Origin of the sequence: Pseudomonas sp. PDM26, assembly GCF_019219185.1 — a bacterium.
In the GTDB taxonomy this organism is placed as follows: domain Bacteria; phylum Pseudomonadota; class Gammaproteobacteria; order Pseudomonadales; family Pseudomonadaceae; genus Aquipseudomonas.
This window is the reverse complement of the sequence record NZ_JAHUWC010000011.1, coordinates 256512-274053: the sequence shown is the minus strand read 5'-3', so window position 1 is coordinate 274053 and position 17542 is coordinate 256512. Positions and strand designations below refer to the sequence as shown.

Here is a 17542-nt window from a genome sequence, read left to right as displayed (position 1 = left end):
AAACAGTGTTTGCCGAGATCGATACCGATCAACGCTGACTCGCTCATGATGATGGCCTCCGAAAACAAAACACCCTGCGAAAGCGTAGCCCTCGCAGGGTGTGGGGGTGACCATCTCATTAATGCCCCGCACATGGCGGGGCATTTTTTGTTCAACGGTTAAGCCTTACAGCCCGTCGAGCATCGCCTTGTTACGCACCGCACCCTTGTCGGCACTGGTCGCCAGCAGGGCGTAGGCTTTCAGTGCAGTGGTCACTTTACGCGGACGCACTTCCACCGGTTTCCAGCCTTTCTTGTCCTGCTCGACCCGGCGCGCAGCCAGTTCTGCGTCGCTGACCAACAGGTTGATCGAGCGGTTCGGAATGTCGATCAGCACCTTGTCGCCGTCCTGCACCAGGCCAATCGCGCCACCGGCAGCGGCTTCAGGCGAAGCGTGGCCGATGGACAGGCCCGAGGTGCCGCCGGAGAAACGGCCGTCGGTGAGCAGGGCGCAGGCTTTGCCCAGGCCTTTGGATTTCAGGTACGAAGTCGGGTAGAGCATTTCCTGCATGCCCGGGCCGCCTTTCGGGCCTTCGTAGCGAATGATGACGATGTCGCCTTCTTTCACTTCGTCAGCAAGGATGCCGCGCACGGCGCTGTCCTGGCTCTCGAAGATCTTGGCGTTGCCTTCGAACACATGGATCGACTCGTCGACGCCAGCGGTTTTCACCACGCAGCCATCCAGGGCGATGTTGCCGTAGAGCACGGCCAGGCCGCCTTCTTGCGAGTACGCGTGCTCGACACTGCGGATGCAGCCGTTTTCACGGTCGTCGTCCAGGGTTTCCCAGCGGGTCGACTGGCTGAACGCGGTTTGCGTCGGGATGCCTGCCGGACCGGCCTTGAAGAAGTGGTGCACCGCTTCGTCGGTGGTCTGGGTGATGTCCCACTTGGCGATGGCTTCTTCCATGCTGCGGCTGTGCACGGTCGGCAGCTGGGTGTGCAGCAAACCGCCACGGGCCAGCGAGCCGAGGATGCTGAAGATCCCGCCGGCGCGGTGCACGTCTTCCATGTGGTACTTCTGGATGTTCGGCGCGACCTTGCACAGTTGCGGCACCTGACGGGACAGACGGTCGATGTCGCGCAGGTCGAAATCGATCTCGGCTTCCTGGGCAGCGGCCAGCAAGTGCAGGATGGTGTTGGTGGAACCGCCCATGGCGATGTCCAGGGTCATGGCGTTCTCGAACGCCTGGAAGTTGGCGATGTTGCGCGGCAACACCGACTCATCGTTCTCGCCATAGTAACGCTTGCACAGCTCGACGATGGTGCGGCCGGCCTGCAGGAACAGCTGTTCGCGGTCGCTGTGGGTGGCCAGGGTCGAACCGTTGCCCGGCAATGCCAGGCCCAGGGCCTCGACCAGGCAGTTCATCGAGTTGGCGGTGAACATGCCGGAGCACGAACCGCAAGTCGGGCAGGCGCTGCGCTCGTACTCGGCGACTTTCTCGTCAGAAGCGCTGGAGTCGGCGGCGATCACCATGGCGTCGACCAGGTCGAGGCCGTGGGAGGCGAGTTTGGTCTTGCCGGCTTCCATCGGGCCGCCGGAGACGAAGATCACCGGGATGTTCAGGCGCAGGGACGCCATCAGCATGCCAGGGGTGATCTTGTCGCAGTTGGAAATGCACACGATCGCGTCGGCGCAGTGGGCGTTGACCATGTACTCGACGGAGTCGGCGATGATCTCGCGGCTCGGCAGCGAATAGAGCATGCCGTCATGGCCCATGGCGATGCCGTCATCGACAGCGATGGTGTTGAATTCCTTGGCCACGCCGCCAGCGCGTTCGATCTCGCGGGCGACCAGTTGCCCCAGGTCTTTGAGGTGCACGTGGCCCGGTACGAACTGGGTGAACGAGTTGGCAATGGCGATGATCGGCTTCTTGAAGTCGTCATCTTTCATCCCCGTGGCGCGCCACAGTGCGCGGGCACCGGCCATGTTGCGGCCGTGGGTGGATGTTTTCGAGCGGTAATCAGGCATGAAGCACTCCGGGCGGCTAATCAGGTATCAAAAGGGAAGTGAGCTTCTATTGACGTCTGGAACACTCAGAAATGGCCGCGTGTCCGGAAGTTGCCGATAACTTTGCGGGATCGCCGCGCGCTTCAGCTTGAGCTCATAAACCCGCCGGGGATGACTGGCGATGAATGTTCGCGATTCTACACGGCTGGCGGCTGGAGGGAATGGCTGCAAGCGTGGAGGCAGCATTCACAAGACGTGCGGACAGGCCTGCGGAACTTCATGGAACGATTTTCTGTAGGAGCGAGCTTGCTCGCGATGAACCTGAGGGGAACGCGTTCATCCAGGGTGAACGCGTTATCGTTGACGACCATCGCGAGCGAGCTCGCTCCTACAGGGAGATGTGTTCGATACATCCAGATCCACTGTCATGGCGACAAACCCGTTCGCCCCGCCTACCGTTTATCTTCCATTCGCCAAGGAGGACAACGGAATGTCCAACCCGAGCCATGGTCATCGCTTACGCACGGGTCGACAGTCAGAGTCTGGTCGTATCTATCTGCTGACTGCTGTCACACACGGACGGCAACAATTCTTTAAGGATTGGAGGATGGGTCGTTTGGTGGTGCACGAATTCAAAAGAGCTCAGGAGTCTGGCAATGCCACTTCGATAGCCTGGGTGGTCATGCCGGATCATTTTCACTGACTGGTTGAGTTGCACAACGGTGATTTACCGAAGTTGATGCAAACGACGAAGTCTCGAAGTGCTCGTGCCATTAACAAGGAGAGAGGTTGCCACGAGACGCTATGGCAAAAAGGCTATTTCGACCGGGCGCTACGCCGAGAGGAAGATCTGAAAGCCGCTGCCCGATACATTATTGCCAACCCATTGCGAGCCGGACTTGTTACCAGTGTTCGTGACTACTCACTATGGGATGCCATTTGGCTCTGATCTGTAGGAGCGAGCTTGCTCGCGATGAACCCGAGGGCAACGCATTCATACAGAATGAACGCGTTATCGTTGACGACCATCGCGAGCAAGCTCGCTCCTACAGTCAGCTTTCTGGTTAGCTATTCGGCAACAACCGGCAAGTAATGCTCTTGATATACCGCGTCTCTGCAATGGCCGGATGCACCGGGTGATCCGGGCCCTGGCCACCGCGTTCGAGCATCTGGATGTTACGATCCAGGTGACGGGCGCTGGTCAGCAGGATGTTCTGCAGGTCGTCTTCCGGCAGGTGCATCGAGCACGATGCGCTGACCAGGATGCCGTCCTTGGTGAGCAGGCGCATGGCTTGCTCGTTCAGGCGGCGGTAGGCGCCTTCGCCGTTTTTCATGTCTTTCTTGCGTTTGATGAACGCCGGCGGGTCGGCCACGATCACGTCGAAGCGCTCTTCGCTGGCTTTCAGTTCTTTGAGGGCTTCGAACACGTCGCCTTCGATGCAGGTCATTTTTTCGGCGAAGCCGTTCAGTGCGGCGTTGCGCTCGACACCGTCGAGGGCGAAGGCGGACGCATCGACGCAGAACACTTCACTGGCGCCGAACGCGGCAGCCTGTACGCCCCAGCCGCCGATGTAGCTGTAGAGGTCGAGCACGCGCTTGCCCTTGGCGTATGGCGCAAGGCGGGCGCGGTTCATACGGTGGTCGTAGAACCAGCCGGTTTTCTGACCCTGGATGACCGGCGCTTCGAACTTCACGCCGTTCTCTTCGAGGGCAACCCACTCCGGCACCAGGCCGAACACGGTTTCGACGTAGCGGGTGAGGCCTTCGGCGTCACGGGCAGCGGAGTCGTTCTTGAACAGGATGCCGCTTGGCTTGAGCACTTGGGTCAGCGCCGCGATCACGTCGTCTTTATGGGCTTCCATGGTCGCCGAAGCGATCTGCACCACCAGGATGTCGCCGAAACGGTCGACCACCAGGCCCGGCAGCAGGTCGGAGTCGCCGTAGACCAGGCGATAGAACGGCTTGTCGAACAGGCGATCGCGCAGGGACAGGGCCACGTTCAGGCGATGCACCAGCAGCGATTTGTCCAGCGGCAACTTGATGTCGCGCGACAGCACACGGGCGCAGATCAGGTTGTTCGGGCTCATGGCAACGATGCCCAGCGGCTTGCCGCCGGCGGCTTCGAGGATCGCCTGGTCGCCGGCCTTGAAACCGTGCAAAGGCGTAGCGGCTACATCAATTTCGTTGCTGTAGACCCACAAGTGACCGTTGCGCAGACGACGGTCGGCGTTGGCTTTGAGGCGCAGGCTAGGCAGGGACATGTCGTCGCTCCGGAAAAAAGAGCGGGAGTATAGCGTGTTGAGCCCCCGGATTGGCCTGCGAATGGACATGTGGCGAGGGTTGTCTTGCGATTTGGTATGTCGGATCCAACTTCATAAAGGTTAGAATCGGCGTCTGACACCAGAGTGTGCACAAATGTCCCAAGAGCTGACTTGCGAACAGATCCAACAAGCCCTGCAGGGCATCAGCGTACCGGCCCAACCGCAAATCATGGTGGATTTGCAGATGGAGCAGTACATGCCCGACCCGGATCTGGAAGTCATCGCCAAACTGATTTCCCAGGACCCGGGTCTTTCCGGTTCCCTGCTGAAGATCGTCAATTCGCCGTATTACGGCCTGAGCAACAAGATTGCCTCGATCCAGCGCGCGGTAAATCTGCTGGGCAGCCGCTCGGTCATCAACCTGATCAACGCGCAGTCGATCAAGGGCGAGATGAATGACGACACCATTGTCACCCTGAACCGTTTCTGGGACACCGCCCAGGACGTGGCGATGACCTGCCTGACCCTGGCCAAGCGCATCGGCGTTGAAAATGGCGACGAAGCATATGCCCTGGGCTTGTTCCACGACTGCGGAGTACCCTTGATGCTCCAGCGTTTTCCCGACTACATGGGCGTTCTGGAGCAGGCCTATGCCAGCGCCAGTGCCGAATGCCGGGTGGTGGATACGGAGAATCAGGTGTTCAATACCAACCACTCGGTGGTCGGGTATTACACGGCCAAGTCGTGGCGCCTGCCGGAGCACGTGAGCGCGGCGATCGCCAATCACCACAATGCCCTGGCGATCTTCAGCGATGAGTCGTCGCGCAATAGTTCGTTGAAGAACCTGCTGGCGATCCTGAAGATGGCCGAGCATATTTGTGCTTCTTATCGGGTGCTGGGCAACCAGACCGATGATCACGAGTGGAACAGCATCGCGCCGCTGGTGCTCGATTATGTCGGCCTCTCGGACTACGACTTCGAGACCCTCAAGCAGACGATCCGCGACCTCGGCACTCATCGCTGAGTGTCGGAACCTTCCAGGCCATGCGCCTGATCCGAGAGCATCATGCCTGAATTGCCAGAAGTCGAAACCACCCGTCGCGGCATCGCTCCGTACCTGGAAGGCCAGCGTGTCAGCCGGGTGATCGTGCGTGATCGTCGCTTGCGCTGGCCGATTCCCGAGGACCTCGATGTGCGCCTGTCCGGGCAGCGCATCGTTTTGGTGGAGCGGCGCGCCAAGTACCTGCTGATCAACGCCGAAGTCGGTACCTTGATCAGTCATTTGGGCATGTCAGGCAATTTGCGCCTGGTGGAGGCCGGGCTGCCGGCGGCCAAGCATGAGCATGTGGATATCGAACTGGAGTCGGGCCTGGCCCTGCGTTACACCGACCCGCGGCGCTTCGGCGCGATGCTCTGGAGCCTCGACCCGCTCAATCACCAATTGCTGATTCGCCTGGGGCCGGAACCGCTGACCGACCTGTTCGACGGCGAGCGCCTGTTCCAGCTGTCCCGTGGACGTTCGATGGCGGTCAAGCCATTCATCATGGATAACGCGGTGGTGGTGGGCGTCGGCAATATCTACGCGACCGAAGCGTTGTTCGCTGCCGGGATCGACCCTCGCCGCGAAGCCAGGAGCATTTCCCGTGCGCGTTACTTGAAGCTGGCCATCGAGATCAAGCGCATCCTGGCGGCTGCCATTGAGTGTGGCGGTACGACGCTGCGGGACTTTATCGGTGGCGACGGTCAGCCCGGCTATTTCCAGCAGGAACTGTTCGTGTACGGCCGTGGCGGTGAACATTGCAAGGTCTGTGGCACGGGCCTGCGGGAAGTGAAGCTCGGGCAGCGCGCCAGCGTTTTTTGCCCGCGTTGTCAGAGCTGATACGTCAAGCAAGATCAAAAGATCGTCCGAACGCGGCCCGAACCTTCGGCAGCTCCTACCGGGTTTTTGTGTACACCCGTAGGAGCTGCCGAAGGCTGCGATCTTTTAAGCTGATCAGGCCTTGCCGGTAATTTTCCGGTACTTCTCCATCAACTGCTCTTCAGTCTCCGGATGAGCTTCGTCCAGTGGAATGCAATCCACCGGGCAGACCTGCTGGCACTGCGGTTCATCGTAGTGGCCGACGCACTGGGTGCACAGGTTCGGGTCGATCACGTAGATCTCTTCGCCTTGGGAAATGGCGGCGTTCGGGCACTCGGGTTCGCAGACGTCGCAGTTGATGCAATCGTCGGTGATGATCAGGGACATGCTAACTCCAGCCAGGGCGGCAAGCCCGGGCGCAATAAACCAATGCGCATAATTGTGCCGCATTGGCGCCTGCGTTGCACGCAGGTGCGACGTACTGTAGGAGCCAGCCTGCTGGCGAAGAACCCGAGAACGCCGCGAGGTGTCAGGTTTCCCGCGTTATTGTTGACGTCCATCGTCGGAACGCCGCCCGGAGCCGGCTCGCTCCTACAGTTTGCGGGGGTTATTTCTTCTTGAAGCGCTCGGTCAGGGCGTCCGCCACCACAGGGTGGACGAACTTGGTGATATCGCCGCCCAGGGCTGCGATTTCACGGACCAGCGTCGAGGAAATGAACGAGTAACGCTCGGAAGGGGTCAGGAACAGGCTTTCCACGTCCGGCGCCAACTGGCGATTCATGTTGGCCAGCTGGAACTCGTATTCGAAGTCTGACACCGCGCGTAAACCACGCAGGAACACGTTGGCATTCTGCTCTTTGGCGAAGTGCGCGAGCAGCGTCGAGAAGCCGACGACTTCAACGTTCGGCAGATGTTTGGTGACCTCGCGCGCCAGTTCCACGCGCTGTTCCATTGGAAACAGCGGGTTTTTCTTGGGGCTCGCGGCAACGGCAATGATCACGTGGTCGAACAGGCGCGAGGCGCGTTCGACCAGATCGCCATGGCCCTTGGTAATAGGGTCGAAGGTACCTGGGTACAACACTCGGTTCATCGCGTCGTCCTGGCGGGAATCCGTTGGGGAGTCGGATGGTATCGCAGCCTTCCCGGTCGGCCAAGTCGCCTGTTGGGTAAGAAAGCACTATAGACGATGGGAATAATCGTCATTTTCATGGATTTTTTAAACGTTCGGCCAGGGATGTCGCCAGTTGCGCCGTCAGTCCGTAGACCGACAGCTGCGGATTGGCGCCAATGCTGGTGGGGAACAGCGAACCGTCGTGGATCGACAGATTGCCCAGTTGATGATGCCGGCCGAGGCTGTCGGTCACCGCGTTTGTCGGGTCTTCACCCATGGCGCAACCACCCATCACATGGGCACTGCCCAGGCGTGTGCGATACAACTCCAGGCTCAGGCCATCGATCAGCGTACGGGCTTGGGCGAGTGTCTTCACGTAACTGGCATCGGCGTGCATCGGCATAACGGCCTTGGCGCCACCGGCAAACTGAATTTCGGCCATGGTATGGAACGCCCGGCGCAATCCATCCCAGGCGTAAGGCGAAAGCTGATAATCCAGCACCGGTGTGTCATCGCTGCGCAATTCGACGCTGCCACCGGGGCTGTCCGGGTGAAAACCGTCTCGCAGTAACGCCAGCATGGCGTGGGTATGCGGCAGATTGGCCATGTGCTGCGAGTTTTCCTGGCCGAAACCACCGAGCAACGTCGTGGCCAGCGCCGGGTGCAGGGGCGGGACTTCCAGTTTGAAGGACATCTTGCCGGTGGTGCCGTCCTGCCATTGGAAATGGTCGGAGTAAATCGACTGCGGCGCGCCGTAGAACGGGTTGACCACTTCGTCGAACAGCGCGGCGGACATGTTCACCGGGTGCAGGAAGGTGCGTTTGCCCAGGCGTTTGTGCGGGTCGGGTGCCCCGGAGCGCATCAGCAAGGCCGGGCTGTTGATGCCGCCACCGGACAGCACGAAATGCCGCGCCTTGACCGTGATGGTGCGCCCGGTCGGTGCGACGCAGCGTTCATCCATCGCCGAACATTGCAGGCCGGTGACTTTGTCACCGCTGATGTTAAGTTTTTCGGCGCGGGCCAGGTAAAGCAGCTCGCCACCTTTTTCCAGGGTCGCCGGAATGGTCGTAACCATCATCGATTGCTTGGCGTTGGTCGGGCAGCCCATGCCGCAGTAGCCGAGGTTCCAGCAGCCGCGAACGTTGCGCGGGATGACATGCCATGAGTAATTCAGTGCTTCGCAGCCCTTGCGGATCACATCATTGTTGGCGTTGGGTGGCACCATCCACGGCGCGACGCCCAGGCGTTGCTCCATTTTTTCGAACCATGGCGCCATTTCCGCCGGGCTATGGCCCTTGACGTTGTGCTCTTTGGCCCAGTGTTCCAGGGTCGGTTCCGGAGTGCGGAAACTGGAGGTCCAGTTGATCAGCGTGGTGCCGCCCACCGCCCGGCCCTGGAGGATGGTGATCGCGCCGTCCTTGCTCATGCGGCCGATGCCTTCCTGATAAAGGCTGCTGTAGGCCTGGTCTTCGAGCAGCTTGAAGTCGCTGCTGGTCTTGAGTGGGCCTTCTTCGATCAGCAGCACTTTGTAGCCGGCCGCGCTGAGGATTTCGGCGGTGGTGCCGCCGCCGGCTCCGCTGCCGATGATCGCCACGTCCGCTTCGAGTGTCAGGTCCTGGGTCAGTTGCGAGCCGTTGTAGGTTTTCCAGCCTCGGGCCATGCCTTCGCGGAACGGATCGGGTACGGGCATCTTCGGGTTCTCTTTTTATTGTTGGAGTAGGCGGTGAAGCGGCTGACGCTATCGTCGGAACGCCGCCCGGAGCGAGCTCGCTCCCACAGGGTCGAGTCGTTCGCAAAAGGTGCGGTCACCTCAAACCTGTGGGGGGCGCCACGGTTTCAGACAGTTGGCGGCCCGGGATACCCGCAATGCGCCCACGATTCCTTGCGGCCGTACCAGGCCATCATCACCAGTTGCAGCAAAGAACTGTGTCCCATGCGCAACAGGCTCAACGAGCTGTTTTCCCAGCGATCGAGAAAGGCTCGGATGTCGTTGGCGCTGGCGTTTTCCCAGTTGCCCCAGACCCCGGTTAGCGGTCCACGGGTCACGGCCATGCCCAGCACATCGAACAGTTGCCGGGTCAACTTGAGCATTTCCGGTGACAAGTGAGCGAGGTTGTAATCAAGGCTTTTGAGTGTGTCCTCGACAGCCTCGGGCATTCGTTCGGAGGTTACGGCTCCCTCGAGCATGACTGGAATCAACGCCCGCAAAAACAGCAGGTCGCCGCTGCGTAACGTGACGAAGCCACTGGCTGGAACACTCGACGAGCAGCCGCTGAGGCTGGCGCCCAATCCGGCAGTGACGAGAAAGGCGCTGGCGCCGAGGCTGAATTTAAGTAGCCCGCGCCGTGACAGCGCGGGTGTATTGGAAAGGCTGGGGCTCATTATTGTTATTACCCGACGGTGAGATCGTTAGCGGATGAACAGCCTTTGGATCAGCTTCTGGATCGATTTGCCATACGGCGGGTAAATCAGTTTCGCCGCGTTGAAGCGCTGCTTGATCAGCACGCCCTTGGCCTTGCTGAAGGTCAGGAACCCTTCATGTCCATGATAATGACCCATGCCCGAGGCACCGATACCGCCGAACGGCATGTCGTCCTGGGCGACGTGCAGCAGCGTGTCGTTCAGGCACACGCCACCGGAATGGGTTTCGTGCAGAACGCGCTGTTGTTCGCGCTTGTCGTAACCAAAGTAATACAGCGCCAGTGGGCGAGGGCGCTGGTTGATGTAGGCAAATGCCTGGTCCAGATCCTTGTACGGCACGATCGGCAGCAGCGGTCCGAAAATCTCGTCCTGCATCACCGTCATCTCGTCAGTGACATTGAGCAGCAGGCTATGGCTCATGCGGCGGCCCTGGCCCTGGTCGAACAGCGGCATCAGCAACGCACCCTTGCTGGTGGCATCGCTGACGTAGCCGTTTAGGCGCGCCAGTTGTCGCCCATTGATGATTGCGGTGTAGTCCGGGTTGTCGGCCAGCGTCGGATAAAACCCGCGGACGGCTGTGCGATAGGCTTCGATGAAACCTCCGACGCGATCCTCCGGCACCAGTACGTAGTCAGGGGCCACGCAGGTCTGGCCGGCGTTCAGGGTCTTGCCGAAGGCGATGCGCTCGGCGGCGTCCTTGAGCGGCACGTCGCGGGAAACAATGGCCGGGGACTTGCCGCCCAGTTCCAGGGTTACCGGGGTCAGGTTTTCCGCGGCGGCGCGCATGACGTGTTTGCCGATGCTGGTGGCGCCGGTGAACAGCAGGTGATCGAACGGCAGGCGTGAAAACGCCACGCCCATATCAGCCTCGCCCAAGACCACGCAAACCAGGTCTTCGGGGAAGATTCGCGCCAGCAGTTGTTTCATCAGCAGGCCTGTCGCGGGGGTCGACTCACTGAGCTTGAGCATCACCCGATTGCCGGCCGACAGCGCGCCGACCAGCGGGCCGATGGCCAGGTACAGCGGGTAGTTCCACGGCACGATGACTCCGACCACGCCCAGCGGTTGGTAAACCACTTTGGCCGAAGCCGGCTGGAAAGCGGCGCCAACCTTGCGCCGCGACGCTTTCATCCAGCCCTTGAGGTGTTTGCTGGCGTAATGGATGCCGTGCAGGCTGGGCATCAGTTCGGCGAGCAGGGTTTCATCGGCGCTACGATGGCTGAAGTCCTGGCTGATCGCATCGATCAGGGCCTGGCGTTCATTGTTCAACAAATCCTTCAGCGCCTTGAGCCATTGTTGGCGCTGCGCGGCGGGTGGCATCGGGTTGGCGGCGTAGGCAGCACGCTGGGCGTCGAACAGGGCCTGAAGCTCTTCCAGCGGCTGCTGTAGTTTCTGCAGGTAGGAAATTTCAGCAGTCATGGTCGGCTCCGGATTTATTGTAATGAGGAACTTTTTAGAGTCTATGCTCTAAAAAGTCAAATAGCATCCTGTAACAGCTTTGTTTTATCCACTCGCGGATAGATCTAAGATGCCCCTCAACGCACTCTGAATTAAAGCTCAAGCCATGGCCCCACGGATCAAAACCAGCGAGCGCATCGTGCAGAACAGCCTGGAGCTGTTCAATCAACAGGGCGAGCGCAGCATCAGTACCAACCACATTGCTGCCCATATGGAAATTTCCCCGGGCAACCTGTACTACCACTTCCCTAACAAGCAGGCGATCATCGCTGTGCTGTTCAGCGAGTACGAAAGCCTGGTGGACAGCTTCCTGCACCCGCCCCAGGGCCGTGCTGCCACGGTGGAAGACAAACGCTTCTACCTCAAGGAGCTGCTGGCGGCGATGTGGCGTTACCGGTTTCTGCATCGCGATCTCGAACATTTGCTCGACAGCGATCCGGACCTGGCCGACCGCTATCGACGCTTTTCCCAGCGCTGCCTGATCCAGGGGGCGGCGATCTACGAAGGCTTCGTCGCCGCCGGCATTCTGAAGATGGACAAGGTGCAGATCGAATCCCTGACCCTCAATGCCTGGATTATCCTCACGTCCTGGGTGCGCTTCCTGTGCACCACGCGAGAGAATTCCAGCCACCTCAGCGAGCAGGCCATTAAACGCGGGGTGTATCAGGTGCTGGTGCTGGAGGCCGGGTTCGTCACGGATGAGGCCCGCGATGCGGTCAACGCCTTGTTCGAAGAGTTTTACGTGCCCCTGGCCCAGGCGCTTGAGGAAGTGTCGTAGGATCGAAGTCCGATAAAAATCACAGGAGCCCGTTATGCCTATTGCGCAACTGATCAGCCCGCAAGCACTGGACCTGAAAAAGGACCAGCCGGGGCTGGTGATTCTGGATTGTCGTTTTGCCCTCGAAGACCCGGATTACGGTCAGCGCAGCTATGCCGAAGGGCACATTGCCGGTTCAAGCTATGCCGACCTTGAGCGTGACCTGAGTGGCGCCGTGGTCAAGGGCGTGACCGGACGTCATCCGTTACCCGAACCCGCGCAACTGATCGAGCGCCTGCAAGCCTGGGGCATCAATGCCGATAGCGAAGTGGTTTTGTACGACGACGGCACGGGTGCCTATGCGGCGCGGGCCTGGTGGTTGCTGGCCTGGCTGGGCAAGCGCGATGGCGTATTCATCCTCGATGGCGGGCTCAAGGCCTGGCATGCGGCGGGGTTGCCGTTGAGCCTGGATACGCCGGCGATCACCCGTGGTTCCTTCACCGGCAGTCCTGACGTGGCGTTGCTGATCAGTGCCGAGCAGTTGCAAAAGCGCCTCGCCCGGCCGGAACTGACCCTGCTCGATGCCCGAGCACTGCCGCGTTTCAAGGGTGAAGTGGAGCCGATCGATCCGATTGCCGGGCATATTCCTGGCGCCCAGTGTGCGGCGTTTACCGACAACCTGGGCAGTGACGGGCGCTTCCTGCCGGCCGATCAGCTCAAGCAGCGTTTCGCCGCGAAACTGGGTGATCGCTCGCCGACCGATCTGGTGGCGTACTGCGGTTCCGGCGTGACGGCGTGCCACAACCTGTTTGCGTTGTGCCTGGCCGGTTATCCGTTGGGTTCGTTGTATGCCGGGTCATGGAGCGAATGGATCAACGAGCCTGCGCGGGGCATTGCCACTGGCGAATGAGCACTACACAACCTTGTGGGAGCAAGCCCGCTCCCACATTGAACACCGTCTTCATCAAAATCCGGGTAACTGCCGGGCTGTGCGATACGCCCCCGGCCCAACCCCATACACTTGCTTGAACTGCCGGCTCAGATGGCTCTGGTCGGCAAACCCCAGTTGCATCGCGACTTCCAGCGGCAGACAACCACTTTGCAGCAACGTCCGCGCCCGGGCGATGCGCTGTTGCATCAGCCAGGTGTGCGGCGGCATGCCGGTGGCACGGCGGAACACTCGGGCGAAATGGAATGGCGAGAGATTGACCGCCGCTGCCAGCGCCTCCAGTGAGGGCGGTGCTGCCAGTTGCGCCTGCAGCAATTCCTTGGCCAGGCTCACGGCCCGGTGTTCCTTGCCAGGTTTGCCGGCATCGGGCACCGCCGCATGACGCTGCAACAGCGACAGCACCAGTTCGCGCCAGACCGTTTGTTGCTGCAATGCCGTGGCGGGGCTTTCCAGCAGACGGTGGAGTTGGCAGAAGCCGTTCACCAGATCCTGATCGCGATACAGCGTGGCACCGAAGGCCGGCAAGTGGCGGGTCGGCAATTCGAGTTCGGCCAGCAGCGAGGTTATCTGTCCGCTGTCCGGATAAAACGCCCGGTAAAGCCAGCCATCCTCGGTACCTTTATGACCGGTGTGCAATTCATCGGGATTGATCAGCACCAGTGTGCCGCTGCCCGCCAAGTGTTCGGCACCGCGATAGCGATAACGCTGGGCACCGGCCATGATCATGCCGATCACATAGCCGTCATGCACATGGGGCGCGAAACGATGATCGATGTAGCGGGCGGACAATAACTCGACCCCGGCCAGTGGTGCGGTTTGCCAGAAATGAATCGACTCGCCCTGATCGCTGACCATGGCTTTACTCGCGAGCCACGGCGACCAGCCACTCGGGGATGCGCCGTTCCAGGTAATAACCCGGTTGCCTGAGCGTGCCGTCTACGAAACCGACGTGCCCGCCCTTGGCTTGCAGTTCAAGTTGCGTACAGGCGGACAATTCATCGACGTGCGGCAGGCTGTGGGGAAATACGAAGGGGTCGTCGGCCGCCTGAATCATCAGGGTCGGCGTGCGAATTTCGCCGAGGAAGTAGCGGCTCGATGCGCGACGATAGTAATCCTCGGCATCGACAAAGCCGTTCAGCGGTGCGGTAACCCGGCCATCGAAATCCCAGAACGTGCGCATGTTTTCCAGCGAGCCAAGCGCGGCCAATGCGGCCAGGCCATCCTCGCGTCCGTCATGCTGGAACTGCCGCTGTTTGTTCTTGATGTAGGCGAGCATCTCGCGCATGAAATGCGCCTGATAGACCTTTGAGAAACCCTGGTCGATACGGTCGGCGCACTGGTCCAGGCGGAACGGCACCGACACCGCCACGGCGCCCATCAAGTCGCTGTCGCTGCCGGTTTCGCCCAAATGCTTGAGCAGGATATTACCGCCCAGGGAGTACCCCACCGCATACAGTGGCGCGAGAGGCCGTTTGGCCCGCAAGTGCCTGATGGTTTCGGCCAGGTCTTCGCTGGCGCCGGAATGGTAGCTGCGCGGCAACAGGTTGGGTTCGCCCGAACAACCGCGCCAATTCAGCGCAACGCTGGCCCAGCCTCGGTCGCCCAAGGCTTTTTGCATGCCGGCGACATAAGGCGAATTCGAGGAGCCGGTGAGCCCGTGCAGCACGAGCACCAAGGGTGCGTCGGCGCTGTGCGGGCCATGCCAGTCGAGATCGAGAAAATCGCCGTCTTCAAGCCAAAGACGTTCGCGTTCGCGGTCGATGTGCACGGTTTTACGCCACAGAGGCCCCCACAAGGTTTGCAAGTGCGGATTGCCGATGCCAAAGGCGGGGGTAAAGGACAGCGGTGAGGCCGGTGCGGGGTGCGATTGCACAGTCATTCTCGGTGGAAGTGTTCATGAGTCTGCCCGAAGACGCGGCGCGGCAGCGCCGCGACCGCGTCATCATGGCTGTCTAACTTGCCACAATCTTGTCAGGTACGCGACACATGCTATTGGTCGCGCTTTCACTCGGAGCCGGCAGCGGTTGTTGATCTGTCTTCGGCCCCAGGATGACAACGCGCCATTGGTCGGCGAGGTAATGCCGGTTGAGTGCGCTTTTGATTGATACAAGGTTCAGCTTCAAGGCGGCTTGCGTGGCAAAGTCGAGGTCTAGCGGCAGATTGTGGGCGCCGATAGCGTGCAACTGTCTCAGGATCTGCGCATTGGTAGCGCTGTTCAACGGCGCGCTACCGGTCAGTTGCTGTTGGGTGTCTGCGAGTTCCTGTCGGGTCGGCCCTTGGGCGAGAAAGTCGGTGAACATCGTCTTGATATGGGCCAGCACGGCATCGGTCTGCTCTGGTCGGGTCTGCAATTCAATGGTCAACGATCCTTGTGCCTGAAGGGCTGAAAGGTCGGCTTCAACGTGGTAGGTCAGGCCTCGGCGTTCACGCAGTTCATTGCTCAGTCGGTGGGTGAAAATCCGCATGGCCATCTGTAGCGCGACGTAGTCCGGACTGTTTCGCAGGACACTTGGCTGGGCAAGGCGCAGGTAAGCCTGGGTCGATGGTCGCTCAACGCGCAGCAGACCTGGAGCGGCTGGACTTGTCACTGGCTGGATCGCGGCAGTGGCCGGCCCCAGGGGCAAGGCCGCGGATATCTGCGCACCAATGCGCTGGGCTTCTTCCTCGGTGAGGTCACCGACCAGTGTGATCTGGGCATTGCCCGCGGAATAAGCCTTGCGATGAAAGTCTTGCGCCTGGGTGCGGGTGATGGAGGCAAGCCCGGCCCGGGTTCCGTAGAAGGACTGAGCATAACCGTGGTCGGGAAACAGCTGGCCGAGATTGGCTTCTCGGGCTTGAGCGGCATGGGACTGATCTTCAAGGTCCAGAAAGTACTGCAGTTGGGATTTCAACTTAGGCAGGGACCCTTGCGGCAACAGCGGTTTGCCGAGTACTTGGGCAAACAGTTCCAGGGCTGGAGTGCGCCGCGATTCGTCACTCAGGCTTCGCAGGGAAAATAAGGTCCGGTCCTGGCTGATATCCATACCCATCCGGGCACCCAGATTATCGAACGTCGCCTGTATGGCATTGATGTCCTTGCCAGCCACACCCTCATTCAAAAGGCTGAAGGTCACCGCTGCCAGGCCGGGTTGATGCGGGGTGTGGGCGCTGCCGGCGGCAAAACTCACCAGGGCATCGAACATCGGCAGGCCAGGGGTGCGGATGAACAGGATCTTCGTTCCGCTGAGCGTTTTGTAGCCCTTGATCGACAGCGCGCGATGGATCGTCGGAGGCTGTGGTTCGTTGAGCGATTGCAGCACTGGTTTCTGGGGCGCCGTGGTTGCAACGGCAGGGGTCTGTGCACTCAACAGCATGCCGGCCAGGATCAATCCATTGATGAGGCCTTTGAGCTTATCCATTGTTTTTCTCCGGCAGGATTGTCGCGGTACTCAAGCGCTCACGCGTCAGGTACGTCTTTGCGACTTGTTGAATATCCAGGGGAGTGACCTTGTTCAGCTCATCCGTATCCTGATCGGCCAGCCGCCAGTCCAGGCCGATGGTTTCCAGCAGGCCCAAGGTGTTGGCCTGCCCTTCCAGATCATCCTGCGCATAAACCGAGTTTGCGATCAGGAGGTTTTTCGCGCGCGCCAGTTCTGCCGGTTCCGGTGCCTTGCTCTTCAGTGATTCGATCACTTGCCACAGACGGGCGCGGGCTTCGTCAGCGTCATTGAGCTTGTCCGGGTTGAGCTGGGTGCTGATGGTCAGCAACGAATCGCCGCGATTGAAGGCGTCGTACTCTGAGTCGGCCTCGGTGAATATCGTCTCGCTCAGTTGCAGTTGCTGTTTGATCCGTGCGCTATTAGACCCGGCCAGTAACCTATCGAGCAGGCGCAGGGCATGGGCGGTCCGACGATCCGGTGCCGTGGTCAGGCTGGGCGCATTGAAACTCATGATCAGGCGCGGGGACGCTATTGGTGCATACAGGGTCAGTGACCGTTCTCCGGCAGAAGCCAGCTCGATGGGTGTAGGCGCCACAGGTGTCGCTCGCCGCTCAAGGTGGCCGAAGTGCTGCTGTGCCAGGGCCTTGATCCGCTCAGGTGCAACATCGCCAACGACCACCAGCGTCGCATTGTCCGGCGAATACCAGGCCTGATACCACTGCTGCAATTGCACGGCGTTCATGCGTTGCAGATCGTGCATCCAGCCAATCGTCGGGGTGCGGTAGCCGCTGGCCGGGTGGGCGATGCTGTTCAGTCGTTCGTGAGCCAGCACGGTGACGTCATCGTCAACACGCATCCGACGCTCCTCCTGAATGACCTTAAGCTCCGGTGTGAAGTCCTGTGCATCCAGCTCGGCCGTACTCATCAGGTCGGCCAGTATTTCGAACGCGACGCCAGTGTGGCCGGAAGACAGGGTCTGGTAAAAAACCGTGAAGTCAGTGCCGGTGAATGCGTTTTGCCTGGCGCCAAGCTTATCCAGTATCGCCTCGAACTCTGCGGCGCAGGCCTTGCTGCTGCCTTTGTAGACCATATGTTCGAGGGCATGGGACAGGCCCGACTGGCCGGGTGGTTCATAGCTTGAGCCGACCTTGATCCAGAGTTGGGCGGTGACGATGGGGGAGCGATGGTCCTCGCGCACGACAACCTTGAGGCCGTTATCCAGTACGAAGTCTTGCGTCGCGGGGGGTGTCGCCGCGCTGGCCATGAGCGGCAGACAGGCGATAAAGGGCAGCACAAACGTGCTGCGGGAGATGTTCATCCGT

General features: G+C 60.4%; 15 protein-coding genes and 1 pseudogene. 5 read left to right on the top strand and 11 right to left on the bottom strand.

The window, feature by feature from the left end; all coding sequences use genetic code 11:
- Positions 1–165: 165 nt before the first annotated feature.
- Positions 166–2007, bottom strand: a complete 1842-nt coding sequence (gene ilvD, locus KW849_RS21970; protein ID WP_218431238.1) for a dihydroxy-acid dehydratase — start codon at positions 2005–2007, stop codon at positions 166–168.
- A 469-nt stretch (positions 2008–2476) separates the two neighbouring features.
- Here ilvD and KW849_RS21965 point away from each other — a divergent pair.
- A pseudogene (locus KW849_RS21965) lies at positions 2477–2935 on the top strand (transposase).
- Between the two features lie 115 nt (positions 2936–3050).
- On the opposite strand, the gene KW849_RS21960 reads toward KW849_RS21965, so the two are convergent.
- Complete coding sequence (locus KW849_RS21960) at positions 3051–4247, bottom strand: class I SAM-dependent rRNA methyltransferase (RefSeq protein WP_103395796.1); 1197 nt, start codon at positions 4245–4247, stop codon at positions 3051–3053.
- Between the two features lie 154 nt (positions 4248–4401).
- Between KW849_RS21960 and KW849_RS21955 the strand changes: the two genes are divergently transcribed.
- Positions 4402–5271: an HDOD domain-containing protein gene (locus KW849_RS21955; RefSeq protein WP_218431237.1), complete on the top strand. Its 870-nt coding sequence runs from the start codon at positions 4402–4404 to the stop codon at positions 5269–5271.
- A 42-nt stretch (positions 5272–5313) separates the two neighbouring features.
- Positions 5314–6126: a bifunctional DNA-formamidopyrimidine glycosylase/DNA-(apurinic or apyrimidinic site) lyase gene (gene mutM, locus KW849_RS21950; protein ID WP_218431236.1), complete on the top strand. Its 813-nt coding sequence runs from the start codon at positions 5314–5316 to the stop codon at positions 6124–6126.
- A 114-nt stretch (positions 6127–6240) separates the two neighbouring features.
- Here mutM and KW849_RS21945 read toward each other — a convergent pair whose 3' ends face one another.
- The 5 genes from KW849_RS21945 to KW849_RS21925 all read right to left on the bottom strand — a co-directional run bounded on the left by KW849_RS21945 (position 6241) and on the right by KW849_RS21925 (position 11056).
- On the bottom strand, positions 6241–6492 hold the full coding sequence (locus tag KW849_RS21945; protein ID WP_003195146.1) for a YfhL family 4Fe-4S dicluster ferredoxin: 252 nt from the start codon (positions 6490–6492) through the stop codon (positions 6241–6243).
- A gap of 220 nt (positions 6493–6712) precedes the next feature.
- Positions 6713–7195 carry a pantetheine-phosphate adenylyltransferase gene (gene coaD, locus KW849_RS21940; RefSeq protein WP_108217078.1) on the bottom strand — a complete coding sequence of 161 codons (483 nt, stop codon included), beginning with the start codon at positions 7193–7195 and terminating at the stop codon, positions 6713–6715.
- Positions 7196–7310: 115 nt separating this feature from the next.
- Positions 7311–8906 carry a GMC family oxidoreductase gene (locus tag KW849_RS21935; protein ID WP_108217077.1) on the bottom strand — a complete coding sequence of 532 codons (1596 nt, stop codon included), beginning with the start codon at positions 8904–8906 and terminating at the stop codon, positions 7311–7313.
- A gap of 146 nt (positions 8907–9052) precedes the next feature.
- A complete protein-coding gene (locus KW849_RS21930) occupies positions 9053–9598 on the bottom strand; it encodes a twin-arginine translocation pathway signal protein (RefSeq protein WP_218431235.1) in 546 nt (181 codons plus the stop codon).
- A gap of 27 nt (positions 9599–9625) precedes the next feature.
- A complete protein-coding gene (locus tag KW849_RS21925; protein ID WP_218431234.1) occupies positions 9626–11056 on the bottom strand; it encodes a coniferyl aldehyde dehydrogenase in 1431 nt (476 codons plus the stop codon).
- Positions 11057–11201: 145 nt separating this feature from the next.
- Between KW849_RS21925 and KW849_RS21920 the strand changes: the two genes are divergently transcribed.
- Both KW849_RS21920 and KW849_RS21915 read left to right on the top strand, forming a co-directional pair.
- Positions 11202–11873 carry a TetR/AcrR family transcriptional regulator gene (locus KW849_RS21920; RefSeq protein WP_218431233.1) on the top strand — a complete coding sequence of 224 codons (672 nt, stop codon included), beginning with the start codon at positions 11202–11204 and terminating at the stop codon, positions 11871–11873.
- Between the two features lie 34 nt (positions 11874–11907).
- Positions 11908–12762, top strand: a complete 855-nt coding sequence (locus KW849_RS21915) for a sulfurtransferase (RefSeq protein ID WP_218431232.1) — start codon at positions 11908–11910, stop codon at positions 12760–12762.
- A 54-nt stretch (positions 12763–12816) separates the two neighbouring features.
- Here the strand turns inward: KW849_RS21915 and KW849_RS21910 are convergent, their stop codons facing one another.
- The 4 genes from KW849_RS21910 to KW849_RS21895 form a co-directional block, all read right to left on the bottom strand.
- Complete coding sequence (locus tag KW849_RS21910) at positions 12817–13656, bottom strand: AraC family transcriptional regulator (RefSeq protein ID WP_218431231.1); 840 nt, start codon at positions 13654–13656, stop codon at positions 12817–12819.
- A gap of 4 nt (positions 13657–13660) precedes the next feature.
- The gene (locus KW849_RS21905; RefSeq protein ID WP_218431230.1) at positions 13661–14680 is read right to left on the bottom strand and encodes a hydrolase; all 1020 of its coding nucleotides are present in this window, start codon (positions 14678–14680) and stop codon (positions 13661–13663) included.
- Between the two features lie 73 nt (positions 14681–14753).
- Positions 14754–16199, bottom strand: coding sequence for a pitrilysin family protein (locus tag KW849_RS21900; RefSeq protein WP_218431229.1), 1446 nt, complete (start codon positions 16197–16199; stop codon positions 14754–14756).
- The gene (locus KW849_RS21895; RefSeq protein ID WP_218431228.1) at positions 16192–17538 is read right to left on the bottom strand and encodes a pitrilysin family protein; all 1347 of its coding nucleotides are present in this window, start codon (positions 17536–17538) and stop codon (positions 16192–16194) included. Before KW849_RS21895 ends, KW849_RS21900 begins: the two co-directional genes overlap by 8 nt.
- Positions 17539–17542: the final 4 nt, after the last annotated feature.

Bases quoted from the DNA above. Each gene is read 5' to 3' on its own strand.
- KW849_RS21930 (WP_218431235.1), bottom strand. From the start codon at position 9,598: ATGAGCCCCAGCCTTTCCAATACACCCGCGCTGTCACGGCGCGGGCTA.
- KW849_RS21925 (WP_218431234.1), bottom strand. From the start codon at position 11,056: ATGACTGCTGAAATTTCCTACCTGCAGAAACTACAGCAGCCGCTGGAA.
- KW849_RS21955 (WP_218431237.1), top strand. From the start codon at position 4,402: ATGTCCCAAGAGCTGACTTGCGAACAGATCCAACAAGCCCTGCAGGGC.
- KW849_RS21945 (WP_003195146.1), bottom strand. From the start codon at position 6,492: ATGTCCCTGATCATCACCGACGATTGCATCAACTGCGACGTCTGCGAA.
- KW849_RS21905 (WP_218431230.1), bottom strand. From the start codon at position 14,680: ATGACTGTGCAATCGCACCCCGCACCGGCCTCACCGCTGTCCTTTACC.
- KW849_RS21935 (WP_108217077.1), bottom strand. From the start codon at position 8,906: ATGCCCGTACCCGATCCGTTCCGCGAAGGCATGGCCCGAGGCTGGAAA.
- ilvD (WP_218431238.1), bottom strand. From the start codon at position 2,007: ATGCCTGATTACCGCTCGAAAACATCCACCCACGGCCGCAACATGGCC.
- KW849_RS21895 (WP_218431228.1), bottom strand. From the start codon at position 17,538: ATGAACATCTCCCGCAGCACGTTTGTGCTGCCCTTTATCGCCTGTCTG.
- KW849_RS21915 (WP_218431232.1), top strand. From the start codon at position 11,908: ATGCCTATTGCGCAACTGATCAGCCCGCAAGCACTGGACCTGAAAAAG.
- KW849_RS21920 (WP_218431233.1), top strand. From the start codon at position 11,202: ATGGCCCCACGGATCAAAACCAGCGAGCGCATCGTGCAGAACAGCCTG.
- KW849_RS21910 (WP_218431231.1), bottom strand. From the start codon at position 13,656: ATGGTCAGCGATCAGGGCGAGTCGATTCATTTCTGGCAAACCGCACCA.
- coaD (WP_108217078.1), bottom strand. From the start codon at position 7,195: ATGAACCGAGTGTTGTACCCAGGTACCTTCGACCCTATTACCAAGGGC.
- mutM (WP_218431236.1), top strand. From the start codon at position 5,314: ATGCCTGAATTGCCAGAAGTCGAAACCACCCGTCGCGGCATCGCTCCG.
- KW849_RS21900 (WP_218431229.1), bottom strand. From the start codon at position 16,199: ATGGATAAGCTCAAAGGCCTCATCAATGGATTGATCCTGGCCGGCATG.
- KW849_RS21960 (WP_103395796.1), bottom strand. From the start codon at position 4,247: ATGTCCCTGCCTAGCCTGCGCCTCAAAGCCAACGCCGACCGTCGTCTG.